The organism is Exiguobacterium sp. FD-YE-25-4, assembly GCF_057004685.1.
Window position 1 is genome coordinate 861,368 of the sequence record NZ_CM168041.1, and the last position, 15,890, is coordinate 877,257.

18 protein-coding genes are annotated in these 15,890 nt (G+C 55.2%); 9 read left to right on the top strand and 9 right to left on the bottom strand.

Annotated features, from left to right (window positions below):
• The first annotated feature begins 34 nt into the window (after window positions 1–34).
• The 4 genes from AC13H5_RS04435 to AC13H5_RS04450 all read left to right on the top strand — a co-directional run bounded on the left by AC13H5_RS04435 (window position 35) and on the right by AC13H5_RS04450 (window position 2,901).
• Window positions 35–706 carry a DsbA family protein gene (locus AC13H5_RS04435; protein ID WP_034776675.1) on the top strand — a complete coding sequence of 224 codons (672 nt, stop codon included), beginning with the start codon at window positions 35–37 and terminating at the stop codon, window positions 704–706.
• Complete coding sequence (locus AC13H5_RS04440; protein ID WP_034776676.1) at window positions 703–1,119, top strand: disulfide oxidoreductase; 417 nt, start codon at window positions 703–705, stop codon at window positions 1,117–1,119. The genes AC13H5_RS04435 and AC13H5_RS04440 overlap by 4 nt, the downstream gene beginning before the upstream one ends.
• A gap of 11 nt (window positions 1,120–1,130) precedes the next feature.
• Window positions 1,131–1,718: an SCO family protein gene (locus tag AC13H5_RS04445; protein ID WP_483546369.1), complete on the top strand. Its 588-nt coding sequence runs from the start codon at window positions 1,131–1,133 to the stop codon at window positions 1,716–1,718.
• A gap of 88 nt (window positions 1,719–1,806) precedes the next feature.
• Window positions 1,807–2,901 (top strand): MBL fold metallo-hydrolase, encoded by a 1,095-nt coding sequence (locus AC13H5_RS04450; protein ID WP_483546370.1) that lies wholly within the window; start codon window positions 1,807–1,809, stop codon window positions 2,899–2,901.
• A 22-nt stretch (window positions 2,902–2,923) separates the two neighbouring features.
• On the opposite strand, the gene AC13H5_RS04455 is transcribed toward AC13H5_RS04450, so the two are convergent.
• From AC13H5_RS04455 to trhA, 3 genes are all read right to left on the bottom strand, one after another.
• Window positions 2,924–4,141, bottom strand: a complete 1,218-nt coding sequence (locus tag AC13H5_RS04455) for an MFS transporter (protein ID WP_034776679.1) — start codon at window positions 4,139–4,141, stop codon at window positions 2,924–2,926.
• A 97-nt stretch (window positions 4,142–4,238) separates the two neighbouring features.
• Window positions 4,239–4,934, bottom strand: a complete 696-nt coding sequence (locus tag AC13H5_RS04460) for a DsbA family oxidoreductase (RefSeq protein WP_034776681.1) — start codon at window positions 4,932–4,934, stop codon at window positions 4,239–4,241.
• A gap of 86 nt (window positions 4,935–5,020) precedes the next feature.
• Window positions 5,021–5,665: a PAQR family membrane homeostasis protein TrhA gene (gene trhA / locus AC13H5_RS04465; RefSeq protein ID WP_214752445.1), complete on the bottom strand. Its 645-nt coding sequence runs from the start codon at window positions 5,663–5,665 to the stop codon at window positions 5,021–5,023.
• A gap of 125 nt (window positions 5,666–5,790) precedes the next feature.
• On the opposite strand from trhA, the gene AC13H5_RS04470 reads away from it, so the two are divergent.
• Window positions 5,791–6,315, top strand: coding sequence for a DUF1836 domain-containing protein (locus AC13H5_RS04470; protein WP_483546371.1), 525 nt, complete (start codon window positions 5,791–5,793; stop codon window positions 6,313–6,315).
• A 40-nt stretch (window positions 6,316–6,355) separates the two neighbouring features.
• Here the strand turns inward: AC13H5_RS04470 and AC13H5_RS04475 are convergent, their stop codons facing one another.
• From AC13H5_RS04475 to AC13H5_RS04485, 3 genes are all read right to left on the bottom strand, one after another.
• Window positions 6,356–6,970 (bottom strand): PH domain-containing protein, encoded by a 615-nt coding sequence (locus AC13H5_RS04475; protein WP_021066768.1) that lies wholly within the window; start codon window positions 6,968–6,970, stop codon window positions 6,356–6,358.
• 13 nt (window positions 6,971–6,983) lie between these two features.
• A complete protein-coding gene (locus AC13H5_RS04480) occupies window positions 6,984–7,817 on the bottom strand; it encodes an aldo/keto reductase (protein ID WP_214752447.1) in 834 nt (277 codons plus the stop codon).
• Between the two features lie 63 nt (window positions 7,818–7,880).
• Window positions 7,881–8,792 (bottom strand): MBL fold metallo-hydrolase, encoded by a 912-nt coding sequence (locus AC13H5_RS04485; RefSeq protein WP_483546372.1) that lies wholly within the window; start codon window positions 8,790–8,792, stop codon window positions 7,881–7,883.
• A 364-nt stretch (window positions 8,793–9,156) separates the two neighbouring features.
• Here AC13H5_RS04485 and abc-f point away from each other — a divergent pair, with 364 nt between their 5' ends.
• From abc-f to AC13H5_RS04500, 3 genes are all read left to right on the top strand, one after another.
• Window positions 9,157–10,851: a ribosomal protection-like ABC-F family protein gene (abc-f, locus tag AC13H5_RS04490; RefSeq protein ID WP_483546373.1), complete on the top strand. Its 1,695-nt coding sequence runs from the start codon at window positions 9,157–9,159 to the stop codon at window positions 10,849–10,851.
• Window positions 10,852–10,863: 12 nt separating this feature from the next.
• A complete protein-coding gene (locus tag AC13H5_RS04495; protein ID WP_483546374.1) occupies window positions 10,864–11,640 on the top strand; it encodes a hypothetical protein in 777 nt (258 codons plus the stop codon).
• 115 nt (window positions 11,641–11,755) lie between these two features.
• Window positions 11,756–12,667, top strand: coding sequence for a cation diffusion facilitator family transporter (locus AC13H5_RS04500; RefSeq protein ID WP_483546375.1), 912 nt, complete (start codon window positions 11,756–11,758; stop codon window positions 12,665–12,667).
• Between the two features lie 43 nt (window positions 12,668–12,710).
• On the opposite strand, the gene AC13H5_RS04505 is transcribed toward AC13H5_RS04500, so the two are convergent.
• From AC13H5_RS04505 to AC13H5_RS04515, 3 genes are all read right to left on the bottom strand, one after another.
• Window positions 12,711–13,850 (bottom strand): zinc-dependent alcohol dehydrogenase, encoded by a 1,140-nt coding sequence (locus AC13H5_RS04505; protein WP_034776693.1) that lies wholly within the window; start codon window positions 13,848–13,850, stop codon window positions 12,711–12,713.
• Between the two features lie 106 nt (window positions 13,851–13,956).
• Window positions 13,957–14,817 (bottom strand): metallophosphoesterase, encoded by an 861-nt coding sequence (locus AC13H5_RS04510; RefSeq protein ID WP_483546376.1) that lies wholly within the window; start codon window positions 14,815–14,817, stop codon window positions 13,957–13,959.
• Window positions 14,818–14,907: 90 nt separating this feature from the next.
• A complete protein-coding gene (locus AC13H5_RS04515) occupies window positions 14,908–15,321 on the bottom strand; it encodes an organic hydroperoxide resistance protein (RefSeq protein WP_021066776.1) in 414 nt (137 codons plus the stop codon).
• Window positions 15,322–15,439: 118 nt separating this feature from the next.
• Between AC13H5_RS04515 and AC13H5_RS04520 the strand changes: the two genes are divergently transcribed.
• Window positions 15,440–15,886: a MarR family winged helix-turn-helix transcriptional regulator gene (locus AC13H5_RS04520; RefSeq protein WP_214752457.1), complete on the top strand. Its 447-nt coding sequence runs from the start codon at window positions 15,440–15,442 to the stop codon at window positions 15,884–15,886.
• Window positions 15,887–15,890: the final 4 nt, after the last annotated feature.

A 15,890-nucleotide genomic window follows, 5' to 3' on the forward strand; every position in this document is an offset into this window, starting at 1 on the left:
GAAAGACGAATCGATACAAATAGAGGTGAGACAAATGAAACAGAATAAACTATTGGTCATCGCGACGCTGCTCGCGGTCGCCCTCGTGGCCGTTGTGGTCGTTCTCTTGAACCGGCCGGCCGAACAAGCGGAGACGGCGGCACCGGTAAAGGCAGAGCATGTGTCGACCGAAGGACAGCCGACGCTCGGAGATGCGGACGCACCCGTCTCGGTCGTCGAGTTCGGGGATTACAAATGCCCGTCTTGTAAACAGTGGGGTGAGACGGTCTATCCGAAGTTGAAGCAAGACTATATCGACACAGGGAAAATCAGTTTCAGCTATATCAACGTCCTGTTCCACGGACAAGAGTCGATTTTGGCATCGCTCGCGTCAGAGTCAGTGTATAAACAAGACCCGGACGCGTTCTGGGATTTCCATAAGGCGCTCTACGACGCGCAACCGGCGAGTCAGCAGCACGACGAGGCATGGGTCACGGTCGAGCGGTTGACAGAGATTGCGAGCGAGACGACATCGGTCGACGTGGCGAAGCTCGAGGACGATTTAAGTGAGAACTCGACGGTGCTCGACCAAGTGAGCCTCGATGACGGGCTCGTCAAAGAGCACGGTGTCCAGTTCACGCCATCGATCATGATCAACGGCGTCATGCTCGAAGATCCGTTTGACTATGAGACGATTGAACGCTTAATCGAGCAAGGCACACCATGAAGCAGTCGTTCTTGACCCGTTATGGTCTCTATCTCGCTTGGCTCGTCGCCCTCACAGCGACGCTCGGCAGTCTTTACTTCAGTGAGATTCGCGAGTTCGTGCCATGTGAGCTTTGCTGGATTCAACGCATCTTCATGTATCCGCTCGTCATCCTGCTCGGCGTTGCCGTGTTCACGGACGACCGGGCGGTGAAGAAGTATGTATTGCCGCTGTCGATGATCGGCGGTCTCGTTTCTTTGTACCACTACTTGGTCCAAAAAGTACCCGGGTTTGCCGACATCAAACCGTGTGTCGCAGGCGTACCTTGTAACGTGCAATACATCAATTGGTTCGGGTTCGTGACGATCCCGTTCCTTGCCTTGACGGCATTTACTTTAATCACGCTCCTCGTTTGGCGCGTGAAACGCAACTGACAACGAAGGAGATGGAACGTGTGAAGAAATGGATGCTTTTCGGGCTGATCAGCCTCATGGTGGTGCTCGCCGCATGCGGCAACGAAATCGAAGACCCGCTCAACTGGGAGATCGAGTCGTTCAATTATATGAATCAAAATGAAGAGATGGTCAGTCTCGATGATTTGAAAGGGAAGGTATGGATGGCCGACTTCGTGTTCACAAACTGTGAGACGGTCTGTCCACCGATGACGTACAACATGACAAAGCTCAATGAGGCGCTCGTTGAGGAAGGTGTCGAGAATGTCCAGTTCGTGTCGTTCAGCGTCGACCCGACCGTCGACACGCCAGACAAAATCAAAGAGTTCATGGCAAACTACGACTTGGCACAGGCCGACTGGCAGTTCTTGACGGGCTACTCGCAGGAGGAGATCGAGGCGTTCGCGCAACAGAACTTCAAGGCGCTCGTTCGTAAACCGGCAGAGGGCACGCAAGTCGATCACGGGACATCCTTCTACCTCGTCGACCAAGATGGGAAGATCATCAAAGTGTATCCCGGTTTCCAAGAGGTACCGCTCGAGGATATCGTGAACGATATCAAGATTTTACAAGAATCATGAGACGGCCATGTGCCGTCTTTTTCTATATTCAAAAACAGGGAAATCGGCGCTAGTACCGTATAATGAAAACGTAGAGGAGTGGATGAACATGAAGAAGACATTATTATTTTCATTGATGGGCATGGCAGCCGTGACGGGGACCGTGCTCACCCAATATAAACCGCTCGGGAAAAAGCCGAAAACGCTACGGTCGCCGAACCTCGTGAACGGCAAGTTTCGCAATCAGCTCGAGACGCCGATGCGGTTTTCAACGGACGACATGATCTCGATGTCGAAGGAATATTTGAACCCGGACTCGCTTCGGAAACCGAGTGAGCGGTTGCCGGTCGTCCCAATCGACTTCAGCGAGAAACTCGGCTCGAGCTTCACCCGCATCTATTGGCTCGGCCATTCGGCGATGCTCGTCCAAATGGACGGCAAGACGATGCTCGTCGACCCGATGTTCGGCCGGAGCCCGTCGCCGCTCCCGTTCGCAAAGAACGAGCGGTTCAGCGAGGACTTGCCGTTCGAGCTCAACGACTTACCAGATATCGATGTCGTCCTGCTCACGCATGACCATTACGATCATTTGGACTATGCGACGATTCAAACAATCAAAGACAAGGTCGCGGTCTTCATCGTCCCGCTCGGTGTCGGCAGCCACTTGAAACGGTGGGGTGTCGGGGCGGAACGCATCGTCGAACGTGATTGGGGCGAGACGTACAACTTCGGGCCATGGACGTTCGTCTGCACGCCGGCTCGGCATTTCTCGGGCCGCTCGCTCACTGACCGCAACGCGACGCTCTGGGCGTCATGGGTCGTCCTCGGTGAGACGGATCGCCTGTTCTTCAGTGGGGACGGTGGATACGGGCCGCATTTTAAAGAGATTGGTGATGCGTACGGACCGTTCGACTTCGCAGCGCTCGAGTGCGGCCAATACGACGAGCGTTGGCCGGACGTGCATATGCAACCGACTGAGACGGCACAGGCGTTCCGGGACGTGCGGGCCGACAAGATGCTGCCGATCCATTGGGGCGCGTTCACATTATCGTTCCACGCCTGGTTCGACCCAGCCGAACAGATGGTAAGTCTCTTACCACGAGAGGACGTGCTCACGCCACGAATCGGTGAGCGGATCACGCTCGACGGACGGAACGACACGACCAACTGGTGGCGTGACATCGAAGACATGAACAAGCGGTGACCGAATTCGGTCACCGCTTTTGTCACGAAGAGAGGCGTTCGGCCTCGTCCGTTTCGATATGAAGTTTGTGTTTGCGCGTGTAGACGAGGAACGCACCCGTCATGAGGATCGAGCTGATCCCGAACAAGACGACCATGAGCTGTAAGCCGATCAAGTCGAGGAAGAAGCCAGTGACGAGCAACACGACTTGGAAGACGATTCGGTCGAGCATGTTCCGGAACGAGAAGAAGCGGCCGTGATAGTCTTTCGGCATCCGTGTCTGGAAAATCGTCACGGCCGTCGGGAAGAAGCAGCCGACCGAGAAGCCGAACAAGACGAATGCGGCGATCGAGACGGCCGGGATGTCGGCGAAGTAAAGCATGAGCTGGGCGACCCCAATCAAAAACGAGAACGTGAACAAGATGGAGAACACGGAGAACTTCTCACCGATCCGTTTGATGAGGAACGCACCGACCATGAAGGCAATCCCTTCGGCCGTGTAAATCCATCCTTTGATCGCCGTCGAGTCCTGCAGCTCGCTAATATTGATGACGAGCAAGTTGAACCCGCCGATAAAGAGGAGCGGGATGAGCGTCATGACGAGCGTCATAAAGATGACCGGAATCGATTTGATGATCGGAAAGACGTCCTTGAACCCGCCGGACGACTTGGCGTCCACTTTCTTCGCAGACGGGACGGTCGTCTCGTCGATCTTCAAGAACCACGTCGCGACGGCGAGAAGCAGATAAGCGACAAGCGAGAGCGCGTAGACGTCCCGAAGTGAGATGAGCGTGAGCAAGATGCCGGCGATGGCCGTCCCGATGACACGCGACAGCGTCGACACGTTCATATGCACCCCGTTCAAGGCGAGCAACTCCCGTTCTTTGACGATGAGCGGGATAGCCGCCTGGAGCGCCGGGAAGTAGAACGCGGCCGACCCTTGCAGGAAGACGAGGAAGACGACCATCCATAGCACGCTTCCCGTCTCGATGGCGACGAACATGAACAGGACGCTCAGCGCCCGGACGATGCTTGAGATGAGCATGATTTTCTTTTTCGAGCCTTGGTCGGTGAGTCGACCGGCGAGCGGCCCGATGGCGACCCCGGCGAGCAGTCCGCCAGCGAGGATGAGCGCCTTGACGAAGTCAGACGGCACTTTCTCCTGCATGAACTCCAAGTTGCCGATGATGCCGAGCCAAAGCCCGAGACCGGCGACGAACTCCCCGGTCAAGATGATCCAGACGTTGCGATTTTTCCACATATGGTTAAGTCCTCGATTCTTATTAGGTAATAATAATTATCCTTCAGAACGATTTAGAAAGCTACAAAAAAGAAGCCGGGATTCGGCTTCTTTCAAATCAGATATCGCAGTTGTCGTCCGTGCACGTCGCACCGCCTGAGAGCACTTGAAGCGTCGGTGCCGATTCGGCCCACGTCTTCTCAAGCACTTGTGTGAACGCCTCGGTCGGTTGCGCACCAGAGACGCCATATTTTCCGTCAAAGACGAAGAACGGGACGCCGGTGATGCCGAGGTCGCTTGCACGCTTCTCTTCAGCGCGAACGTCTTCCGTGTATACGTCTGAAGCGAGCACGTCTTTCACGGCGTCAGCATCGAGTCCGACACTTGTCGCGATCTCGACGAGGACGTCGTGGTCGCCGATATGTTTCGCATCGACGAAATACGCCTTGAGGAGCGCTTCTGACAATGCTTTCTCTTTTCCGACCGTCTTCGCATAGTGCGTCAACCGGTGCGAGTCGAGTGTGCCCGTGACGACCATGTTGTCGAAATCGTACTCAAGTCCGACGGTGCGGGCCTGGGCGGCGACTTGTGCCGTCGTACCTTTTGCCTGCTCGAGCGGCATGCTGTATTTCTTCGCGAGTGCTTCGTAAATCGAACGCGAGTCGGTCGTCGGGGCGTTCGGGTCGAGCTCGAAACTCTTGAACTCCACTTCGACGTTGTCCGCGTGCGGGAACTGTTCGAGCGCCTCTTCTAGACGGCGCTTGCCGATATAACAGAACGGGCAGACATAGTCTGACCAAACTTCAATTTTCATATTTAATCCCTCCTACAGTCAGTGTAGGATGTCTTGAATTTGAAGTAAATGAATGTGCTCACGAAAAAAGCCCTCACGAGGAGGACTTAAAAGACGTACCAGAACACGCAAACGAAGTGGGCGAAACTGCCGAACAAGATGAACAAATGGAACACCTCGTGGAAGCCCCAACCGCGCCAGTTGACGAACTTCGGCTTGAAGCCGTAGATGAGCCCGCCAATCGTGTACATGAAACCGCCAAGCAATAGCCAAAAGATGCCGGCGTTGCCGATGACGTCATGAAGCGGCCCGATGAAGAACACCGATAACCAGCCCATGCCGATATAGAGTGCCGTCGACAAGAAGCGTGGCGCGTGGAACCAGACGAGCTTGAAGATGATGCCGAACAAGGCGAGCGCGTGGACGGTGCCGAACAACACCCAACGTGTCGGTCCCTCAAGCGCAAGCAACGTGAGCGGGGCGTATGTCCCGGCGATCAAGGCGTAAATCATCGCATGATCGATTCTCCGGAAAAAGGCGATGACTTTCGGCGAGGCGATGATGCTGTGGTACAGGCCGGACGACAAATAAAGGAAGACGAGGCTAATCCCAAACAAGATCGCAGCCATGATGGCGAGCGGCGACCCGAGCAGAGACGCTTTCACCGTCATCGCAATCAACGCGATGAACGCGAGCACGGCCCCGGCCAAATGGGTCAGTGCATTAATCGGTTCCCGAAAAATCGAATTCATGTAAAAACACTCCTTATCACGTCATGTAGTATCCATAACTACATGATAAGCTGTATACGGAAGAACAACAAGGTTTTTGTTTCGACAAATTGAGTTTGTCCGTATACTGAAGGGGAGGTGATTCGATGAAACCGCACGAGATTGTAGAGACGGAAGGGACGTTGCCGAAACAGGTGCTCCCGACGATCGACTTATATATGGACCAAGTCATCCAGCTGTTCGAGCAATATTACGGCAAGATGAAACGAAGCGACGATGAGACGATTTTGACGAAGACGATGATCAACAACTACGCCAAGGGCAAACTGTTCCATCCCGTCAAAAACAAGAAATACACGAACGAGCACTTGATGTTGCTCAGCCTGATTTACGAGATGAAAGGATTGCTCTCGATTAATGACATCAAAGAGACGCTCCGGCCGTTGAACGAGTCGGACGAAGGTTTCTCGCTCGAGGACTTCTATGACGCGTACCAGGTTCAGAAGGAGCAGAACATGCAGGCGTTCGAGGCGCAGGCCGAGACGCTCCTCGCCAACGTGCGCACGAACGAGACGAACGGCATCCAACAGTCGCTCGCCATCGCCTCGGCCGTCCATATGAGCCACTTGTTCCAACGGCTCGCCGAACAATTGATTGATGAAGGCAAATGAAAACGGCCCACGATTCAGACGAATCGTGGGCCATTTTTCATTAGTTGTTGATGTACTTCTCGAACACGTCACCGAAGTCTTTGCGGTTCCACTCGTGATAGTGACCTTTGAGCCAGTCGAAGCTTTGTTCGTTCAATTCCTTGAACGTCGACGCCACGTTCATGTCGCCTTGGCGGAGTCCGCTCAAGATCGACACCGAATGCGTGAGTGACGCGTTGGCATACTCCATCATCTTCCGGCCTTCACGTTGCTTCTCAGCGATGGCGAGGAGCGATTTGTACAAGTCTTTCACATGCTCGATTTGTTTCTTGTTCACGTCGATCGAGTACGGCTTGTCGCCGATGGTGAACTTGATCTCGACGTCCATGTCGACCGTACCGGCCGTCTCGAACATGACGTTATTCAATGGGAAATGGGCGTAAGGATAACGGTACAAGACGCGTTTCGAACTCATCGCACTCGTCCCGTCGAGGTGGATCATCGCCAAGTTTGTGAAGCAGTACTCGTCCGATTTCGATTTGATCAAGAAATAAATCTTCTCGTTGTCCTCATGCAGGACGTAATCATCCGAATCCGCTTTATCGAAATCTTTCGGGTCGATGACTTCGCCGATATCGCTGAAGCCCGTCAAATCAGAAGCTAGTTTTTTGAACATGTACAATCTCTCCTCAGTAGTGGATTTTGTGCATCTCGTTCGGGTCAGACCCGGTCCGCTCGTCGCGGTTGAGTCCGTCGATCGCGTGCATCTCTTCTTTCGTCAACGTGAAGTCGAATACCTCTATATTCTCGCGAATCCGGCTCGGCGTGACCGATTTCGGAATGACGGCGACGCCGTTCTGCAAGTGCCAACGCAAGATGACTTGAGCCGGCGACTTCCCGTACTTATCAGCGATCTCGGTGATGACCGGATCCTCGAGCGCCTCACGCCCTTTCATGAGCGGGCTCCACGCCTGGATTTGAATATCGTACCGCTGGCAGAACGCAATCAACTCTTTTTGGGACAAGTATGGGTGGATCTCGACTTGGTTCACCGCCGGGACGATCGAGCACGACTGGATGATCTGTTCGAGGTGGCTGATCTCAAAGTTCGAGACCCCGATGGCCCGAACCTTGCCTTCCTCATACAACTGTTCGAGCGCTTTATACGTCTCGACGAACTTGCCGAAGCGCGGCATCGGCCAGTGAATCAAGAACAAGTCGACATATTCGAGCCCGAGCCGGTCGAGGCTATCTTGGAACGCTTGGAGTGCCTCGTCATAGCCGTGGAACTCGTTCCACAGTTTCGTCGTCACGAAGATGTCTTCCCGCGGGACGCTTGACTCGCGAATCGCTTGGCCGACGCTCTCCTCGTTTTGATAGATGGCCGCCGTGTCGATTAACCGATAGCCGGCGTCAAGCGCCGCTTTGACCGTGTCGACCGTGACCGCTCCGTCTTCCACTTTGTACACGCCGAGTCCGAGCATCGGCAGTTTCACATCATTGTTGAGTGTTGTCCATTCCATAAATTGATTCCCTCCCTCTCACCTCTTACGTTACCGAAAATCGTCCGGAAGTGAAAGCGAAAGCTACAGCCGAATACTTTCGCCGTGCGCCTTGATCACGATTTGATCACGTTCAAGCTTTGCCGCGGCGACGAGTCGCTCATACGGCTCCTCGACGGGTTCGTAGGATAAGACGAACGTGTCCCAATGCATCGGGAAGAAACGCTTCGCGCCGCTCTGTTTGAACATTGTCCATGCCTGCTCCGGGGTGCAGTGCGCTTCCTCGAACGACTCGGGTTGATAGGCACCGATCGGAAAAAAGGCGAGGTCGATCGGCTCTTTGTTCGCGAGCCCGTTGAACGATTCGGTGTACGCCGTATCCCCGGCGAACAGCATGCGAACGCCTTTATATTTCAAGACGTAGCCGTTATAGCCCATATGTTTGTCCCATGGGAAACGATTGCCCCAGTGGGCGACAGGGATCGCTTGGACGTGGAGCCCGTTCGCGAGCGTCAATTTGTCGTGTGGGTGCATCTCGAGCGTCTGTAAGCTCGGATATTTACGTAACAGTTTGCTCGTGCCTGGAGCCGAGATGACGACCGTATCGCGGGTGATCAGCCGCTTCAGGCTCTTATGGTCGAAGTGGTCCATATGGGCGTGACTGAGCAAGATGACGTCGACGTGCCCAATCTCCTCGATCGAGAGGGCGGGGGCGGTATGGCGTTTCATCCCGAACGTGACCGGGCCGACGTGGACCCCAATCCGGTTCGAGAACACCGGATCGGTCAAAATCTTTAATCCGTACCAATGGATGAGCACGGTCGAATGGCCGACCCAGGTGGCGCCGACCACCGTCTCATCGAACGAGGCGAGGTCCGGCTTGACCGTCGGGACTTTGAAGGCGGGGCGAGGCAGTCTTTGTTTGAATCGTGTATATAAGAACGTACCGACACTCGCTAGGACAGCGCTCGGGACGAGTAGGTTTCGTAATTTCATGGCAGTCACCTCATCATCTAAGTTGGTTTAATCATACCGCTCGCGTGACGCGCTTGCATCCGCCGGAAGGTGTAGAAAAAATGGGAGATTGTGGGGCACCTCTTGCGAATCCGCTTTCAATTTGGTACGGTTGCAATAACTTAGGAAAGGAAGGTACAACGTGCCATGAAAAAGTCACACGCCCTCAACTGATGAAACGAATCATCACTGTTCGCACGAACAGTCACGGGTGAAGTGTGTCCAATTTCAGGCTACGGGGGTAACCCTTCTTTCCGCTTGACCGGAGCTCTTCACACCATCGCTTTTGAGCGGATGGTGTTTTTTGTTTCATCGCGTATCCGAACAATTAGCGAGGTGAAACAATATGTTATCAATCCAACAAGTCCGGTTCGACCACGACCGGCAACCATTATTCGACAACGTCTCGTTCGACGTGGCGGTAGCAGAACGGGCCATCTTGTTCGGACAGAACGGGTCCGGCAAGACGACGCTGTTCAAGCTGCTTATCGGCGAGCTGACCCCGCAGGCAGGCACGATCGACGTCTTAGGTTCGGTCGGTGTCGTCGAACAGACGGTGTTTGACGGAGAAGAGACTGCGCTGGACTACGTCATGCAAGGCGACCCGCAGCGCTATCCGCTCTACATGGACGTGACATCAGGAGACACGGCGCGCGTGCTTGAAGCATACGACGAGGCGCTCGCAGCCGACGCCTTCGGACTCGAGCTTGAGGCGAGACAAGCACTCAAACGGCTCGGTCTCGACGCACAGGACTCGATCCGGCTCCGGGAGTTGAGCGGCGGTGAACAGACACGGGCCCAACTTGCTCGGCTCACGATGCGACACGTCGATATCGTCCTCTTAGACGAGCCGACGAACCATCTCGATGTCGACTCAATCGAGTGGCTGACGCGCTGGGTGAACGAGTTTCCGGGTACGGTGCTCGCCATCTCCCACGACCGCCAGTTCATCGACGATGTCGCGACGGTCATCCTTGAGTTAGATGAAGGGAAAGTCGTCCGCTATCCTGGCAACTACACGGCCTATAAACACCAGAAGGCCGAGGAACGTGTACGCGACGAGCGAGCCCATGCCCGCTACGTAGCGCGGAAGTCGGAGCTGCTTGATATGATCGCCCAATATAAGGGGTGGCATTTGAAAGCGAAAGCGACGGCGAGCGTACGGAGTCCCGGCGCGCAAAAAGGAGCGGCGAACCTCGCCGTCAAAATGAAGGCAAGGGAACGTAAGCTCGAGCAACTCGAAGGTTCTCGGCCCGATCGCCCGAAAGACGCGGCCCACGTCTCCGTCCGTTTCCAAGCCGACCCGCTCGAGGCGAAGACGTGGATCACGGTCGACGACGTCTCGTTCGGTTATGAGGAACCCCTCTTTGAGCACCTCTCGTTCACGGTGAACCGGGGTGACCGCATCTCCATCGTCGGTCCGAACGGAAGTGGGAAGACGACGCTTTTGAAACTATTGATCGGCGAACTCGCACCGGAGGCAGGGGACATCAAGCGTCACCCGAAACTGAAGGTTGGCTATTTCTCGCAGACGCTCGCGCGATTGCCGAAAGACGGGACGTTGCTCGACGCACTTCTCGCCGAGAGTGACATCACAGAGACGGAGGCACGGACGCTTTTGGCGCACTTCTTATTCCGCCGCGATGAGGTGTATAAGCCGATCCGTGACGCGAGCATGGGGGAGAAGTGCCGCATCGCCTTCCTCATCCTCTACTTCTCGGATGCGGATTTGCTCGCGCTCGATGAGCCGACGAACTATTTGGATGTGGCGACGCGAGAACAAATCGAAGCCGCACTCGACGTATACCGGGGCGGGTTGATCCTTATCTCGCACGACCGGACGTTCCATCGATTGACGGACCGGACAATCGAGCTCGGAAAGACGGTGCGCGTCCTTGAGTCGGGTGATACAAAGCCGCCGGTCGACGTCGACGCGACGCTGCGGACGCTCGAGACGTTGACGAGCGAGCCGCAAATTTTCTTCGACGAGGCAGGAAACGGGATCCCTCTTGCCGAATCGGAGAAGGGACGAAACAAATAGGGGTGGAAGAACATGAAAGAAGAAGTACGGGTATCACGGGCAGCGTCACGGAAACGGAAACGATTTTGGCAATCAGCGACAGTGGTGTTGTTGATCGCCTCGCTCATCGGCGTCATCGCTTTCGCGGCGCTCATGGACTCGAAGAAGTCGGCGTTGCCGGAGACGGACGACATCGCGACCGAATCGGTCAACAGTGAGACGGAAGCGACAGAGGAGACCGAGGCGGAAGCAGAGGCTGACGAGACCGACGGGGTGTTCGTCTATATCGCGGCGCCGTATACGAAAGTGTTTGCCGATGACCGGGTGACGGTCATCTATGAGGCCGACCTCGGCGACCGTTTCGAACAACTCGAGGCCGTCAGTGGTTTCGTCAAGCTCCAATTGAACGAGCGGACGATCGGTTGGGTGACGGAAGCGCAAGTGACGAAAGAAGCGACGATTGTCTCGGACGAAGATGTGACTGCGGCCTGGAAAACGGTCGTCCCTACGGCCGACCCGGCGACGCTTGAATGGCTCGGACAAGATATCTCGAGCGTCCGCGCCACGCTCGGTGCCCCGAAAGCCGTCCAGCGTGACCAAGTGAACGAATATCATTTCTATGACGGTTTCTTCTTGATGGTGCGTGACCAGCAGGTGAAGGCGATCGACTGGGACCGCCAAGCGGTCGCGACGCCTGATATGACGGCGACGAGCAGTCAAAGCGCCGGCAGTTGGTATGAGGGCGAGACGCGACAATTGAAGTTGTTCCCATATGACGGGGTCATGCGGGTCCGGCTCGAACAAAAATAATGACGATCGTCGAGAGGACATCCCTTTCGACGATTGTTTTTTATGTATTCATTCAAACGTACGTTTGAATGTTAAAGAAGAAAGGTATAGAATGAAAGGGAGAGGAGGGGATGGTATGGGTGCACATCACAATCACCACGGACATGACCACCATCATCACCATACGACGAACCAACGGGCATTATTCTGGTCGTTCGTCCTGATCGCGACGTTCATGGTCGTCGAGGTCATCGGCGGATTATGGACGAACAGTTTGGCGCTCTTGTCGGATGCGGGCCACATGCTCAGTGACGCCGCCGCGCTTGGTCTCAGTTTTCTCGCCGTTCGGTTCGGGGCACGGCAGGCGACGCCTGAGCGCACGTTCGGCTATCGACGGTTCGAGATTTTGGCGGCGTTCGTCAACGGATTGACGCTGCTCGTCATATCCATCTACATTATCATCGAGGCGTATCAGCGCTTGTTCGCCCCACCTGAGATTTTGAGCGGGGGCATGCTCACGGTCGCCATCATCGGACTGCTCGTCAACGTACTTGCGGCCTGGCTGCTCATGCGGGGGGAACGTGACAACTTGAACGTCCGCAGTGCACTGTTGCACGTGTTCGGCGATTTGCTCGGCTCGGTCGGTGCCATCACGGCGGCCGTATTGATTATGGCGTTCGGTTGGACGCTTGCCGACCCGATCGCGAGTCTGTTCGTCGCTGTCCTGATTTTATTGAGCGGCTACCGCGTGACGCGGGAGGCGATCCATATTTTGATGGAAGGGACACCCGACCAAATCGACGTCGTGGCGATGCAACGTGAACTCGGTGGCGTCGATGGCGTCAAAGAAGTCCATGACTTACATGTCTGGTCAATCTCATCGAACGAATTCGCCGTCACGTGCCACGTCTTGATCGAGGCGGACACGGACGACCAGCGCGTCTTGCGTGAGGTGACGAAACGAATCCGAGAGTTCGCCACGTTCGAGCGTTCGACTGTTCAAATCGAACGGGAAGCGCAATGTTGCGAAGAACGGACGATCTGGTAAATAAACAAGCGGTCCCTGACATCTGTCGGGGACCGCTTGTTCGTTATGGTTTTAAGACGACTTTGACGCAGTCGTCGAGATGATCATTAAAGATTTTGTAGGCGTCGGCCGCTTGTTCGAGCGGCAAGCGGTGCGTAATGATGTCGGTCGGGTCGAACTTCTTGTCGACGATCATTTGGAACAGCTCGGGCATATAATGGATGACCGGGGCTTGTCCGGTCTTCAATGTGACGTTGCGTGTGAAGAAGTCGCCCATCGGGAACTGGTTGTAGTTCATCGGATAGACACCGGTCAATTGGACGATACCGAACTTACGGACGGCTTCTTTGGCGACTTTGATGGCGCTGAGCGTGCCACCTTGGACCATGAGTTTCTGCTCGACTTTCTCGATCGGTGATTTCTTCCCGTCGATCCCGACACAGTCGACGACGATATCGGCGCCGCCACCCGTGATCTCGCGGATGTATTTGCCGGTCTCGACCGGGTCTTTCAACAGGACGGTCTCGACGTTGTTCGACAGCTTGGCCCGATTCAAACGATAGATTTCGGGATCGACGGCGATGACACGTTTCGCGCCGCGCACCCAGGCGAGCTTTTGCGTCATCAGACCGACCGGCCCCGATCCGAGGACGACGACCGTGTCGCCGGCCTTCATACCCGCGTTGTCTAGACTCCACCACGCCGTCGGGATGACGTCCGATAAGAACAGGAGCGCCTCGTCATCGAGCTCACACGACTCCGGGATGACGAGCGGCATGAAGTTTCCATATGGCACTTTTAAGTACTCGGCTTGACCGCCGGGATGGTTCCCGAACTGTTCGGTGTAACCGAACAACCCGCCGGCGTCGGTGTGCGGGGCGTGGTTCGAGTTGTCGCACTGGCTCTCCATGTCGTTCTCACAATAGAAGCAATGGCCGCACGAGACGTTGAACGGTAAGACGACCCGGTCACCTTTTTTCACTTTCGTGACATCCGGTCCGACTTCTTCGACGATGCCCATCGGCTCGTGGCCGATGATGAACCCGTGTCGGGTCGGCATGTTGCCTTGATAGATGTGCAGGTCCGACCCGCAGATGGCCGTCGATGTGATCTTGACGATAATCTCTTCCCGATTCTCGATTTCCGGGTCTTTCACATCCTTGACCTCGATGTTCTTCGTTCCTTGATAGGTAACAGCACGCATATGTCCACTTCCTCCTTTTTTCGAAAACAGGTAAGTCACAACATGGATACTGTACCCGCACTCGGTGCATGCGAACCCGATTTTTGGGGAAAATAGGAAAAGGGGCTCACTGAGGAGCCCCGGTCCCAGCGACGTCGATGACGACGATCTCTGGTGGGTTGAACACGCGCGGTACGCTGACGCTGTAGTTGAAGCCGCGACCGATGACGTGGGTGAACGTCTCGTGCTCATATAGACCGCCGGCATACTTCGGGAAGAAGCCTTGGTCCGGTGCGTACAGCCCGTTCAATAAATAGGGAATTCGAACCTGTCCGCCGTGGGCATGGCCTGACAGGACGAGGTCAAACGGTAAGGCGGCGTACGTCTCGACCTGCTCGGCCCGATGTGACAAGAGCAGACTGAACGCCGTCTCCGTGTCGACATCACCGAGAGTGGTCAATGCCGTCTCTTCCCAGCTGCCGTGGATGTTTTCCGTATACGTCCGCAATGGGTCCTCGAGTCCGCCGACGAGGACGTCGACGCCGTTGATATTGATCGACGCGGTCTCGTTCTCGAGCACCGTCACGCCATAGGAGCGAAATACGTCCTTGACGTCGTGGCGGACGAAATCGTCCGAGCCGTCGATCTCATGATTGCCGGTCACGAAATACATCGGCGCAATCCCTTGTAGCCCCTCGATCAATTCGAACGAGGCGTCGGGGGAGCGGAAGCGGTCGAGGATATCACCGGGCAGGGCGATCAAATCCGGTGTTTGGTCTCGTACTTTGTCGATCAAGACGCGCTGGTCGTCCCCGTACGAGTAGCCGTGTAAGTCCGACAGCAGGACGACTCGGAACGATTGTCCTGCCTCGAGCTTGTCCGACTCGACCGCATAATTGCGGACGGTCAGGCCGTTATAGAAGGCGGCGAGAAGAAACGCGACCCCGAGGCCGAACGTCACATATTTTCGTTTTCCTTTGAACATCATCCGCCTCCTCTCCTTGTCTATCGTTCCTTCATTCTACTCCGTAGAGTAGGGAGACGCAAAAAAAAGCCCGCTCGGAAGCGGGCCATCGAATTATGCTGCTTTGGCAGTCAACTTGACGTCGACGTTGCCGCGTGTCGCTTTCGAGTACGGGCAAACTTGGTGTGCCGCTTCGACGAGACGTTCCGCCGTCGCTTGATCCACACCTTTGATCTCGACTTCGAGTTCGACCGAGATGAAGAAGCCTTCATCGTCTTGGTTGAGCGTCACGTGTCCTGTGACGTTCGTGCCATCTGTTTTAATACGTTCTTTGCCGATAACGAGGTTCAAGGCGCTACCGAAACATGCCGCGTAACCCGCTGCGAAAAGTTGCTCCGGGTTCGTCGCTTCGTCCGCGTGTTTTGAGCCAGGCATTGAGACGTTTAAGTCGATGACGCCGTCCGTCGATGTAACGCGACCTTCGCGGCCACCGATTGCAGTTGCTGAAGCTGTGAATAATGGTTTCATGATTCAATTCCTCCATTTCGTTTTTAGGCAATTAAGTTGTGCACAATCTAATTATAGGGCAGTCAAACAGATAAGCAAGTGATATGCTTGTCATAAGACTACAGCCGGAGGAAATGACATGAAAAGTTCGTTAACATTAGAGCATCAGATTTGTTTTCAGCTCTATACCGCCTCGAAAGAATTGACACGCCTGTATCGGCCGATTCTCGCGCCGCTCAAGCTGACGTATAGCCAGTACTTGGTCATGCTCGTCTTGTGGGAAGAAGACAATATCGACATGAAACAACTCGGCGACCGACTGACGCTCGACTCGGGCACGCTGTCGCCGCTCGTGAAACGATTGATTCAGCTCGATTACGTGGAGAAAGTGCGGGCGACCGACGACGAGCGTCGCGTCCTCTTATCCCTCACGCCGTCCGGCAGCGCACTGCGTGAGCAGGCCGAAGACGTACCGGTCAAAGTGAGTGGTATGCTGAATATAGATGAAGCGACGTACGTCGCTTATATGGAGATGCTCATCGATATCAAGACACGACTGCGTGACTTCGGTGAGCGACAGGAGTAGTTTT

Bases quoted from the DNA above. Each gene is read 5' to 3' on its own strand.
- AC13H5_RS04475 (WP_021066768.1), bottom strand. From the start codon at position 6,970: ATGTTCAAAAAACTAGCTTCTGATTTGACGGGCTTCAGCGATATCGGC.
- abc-f (WP_483546373.1), top strand. From the start codon at position 9,157: ATGTTATCAATCCAACAAGTCCGGTTCGACCACGACCGGCAACCATTA.
- AC13H5_RS04505 (WP_034776693.1), bottom strand. From the start codon at position 13,850: ATGCGTGCTGTTACCTATCAAGGAACGAAGAACATCGAGGTCAAGGAT.
- AC13H5_RS04510 (WP_483546376.1), bottom strand. From the start codon at position 14,817: ATGATGTTCAAAGGAAAACGAAAATATGTGACGTTCGGCCTCGGGGTC.
- AC13H5_RS04520 (WP_214752457.1), top strand. From the start codon at position 15,440: ATGAAAAGTTCGTTAACATTAGAGCATCAGATTTGTTTTCAGCTCTAT.
- AC13H5_RS04450 (WP_483546370.1), top strand. From the start codon at position 1,807: ATGAAGAAGACATTATTATTTTCATTGATGGGCATGGCAGCCGTGACG.
- AC13H5_RS04435 (WP_034776675.1), top strand. From the start codon at position 35: ATGAAACAGAATAAACTATTGGTCATCGCGACGCTGCTCGCGGTCGCC.
- AC13H5_RS04485 (WP_483546372.1), bottom strand. From the start codon at position 8,792: ATGAAATTACGAAACCTACTCGTCCCGAGCGCTGTCCTAGCGAGTGTC.
- AC13H5_RS04445 (WP_483546369.1), top strand. From the start codon at position 1,131: ATGGAACGTGTGAAGAAATGGATGCTTTTCGGGCTGATCAGCCTCATG.
- AC13H5_RS04495 (WP_483546374.1), top strand. From the start codon at position 10,864: ATGAAAGAAGAAGTACGGGTATCACGGGCAGCGTCACGGAAACGGAAA.
- AC13H5_RS04500 (WP_483546375.1), top strand. From the start codon at position 11,756: ATGGGTGCACATCACAATCACCACGGACATGACCACCATCATCACCAT.
- AC13H5_RS04470 (WP_483546371.1), top strand. From the start codon at position 5,791: ATGAAACCGCACGAGATTGTAGAGACGGAAGGGACGTTGCCGAAACAG.
- AC13H5_RS04440 (WP_034776676.1), top strand. From the start codon at position 703: ATGAAGCAGTCGTTCTTGACCCGTTATGGTCTCTATCTCGCTTGGCTC.
- AC13H5_RS04455 (WP_034776679.1), bottom strand. From the start codon at position 4,141: ATGTGGAAAAATCGCAACGTCTGGATCATCTTGACCGGGGAGTTCGTC.
- AC13H5_RS04460 (WP_034776681.1), bottom strand. From the start codon at position 4,934: ATGAAAATTGAAGTTTGGTCAGACTATGTCTGCCCGTTCTGTTATATC.
- AC13H5_RS04515 (WP_021066776.1), bottom strand. From the start codon at position 15,321: ATGAAACCATTATTCACAGCTTCAGCAACTGCAATCGGTGGCCGCGAA.
- trhA (WP_214752445.1), bottom strand. From the start codon at position 5,665: ATGAATTCGATTTTTCGGGAACCGATTAATGCACTGACCCATTTGGCC.
- AC13H5_RS04480 (WP_214752447.1), bottom strand. From the start codon at position 7,817: ATGGAATGGACAACACTCAACAATGATGTGAAACTGCCGATGCTCGGA.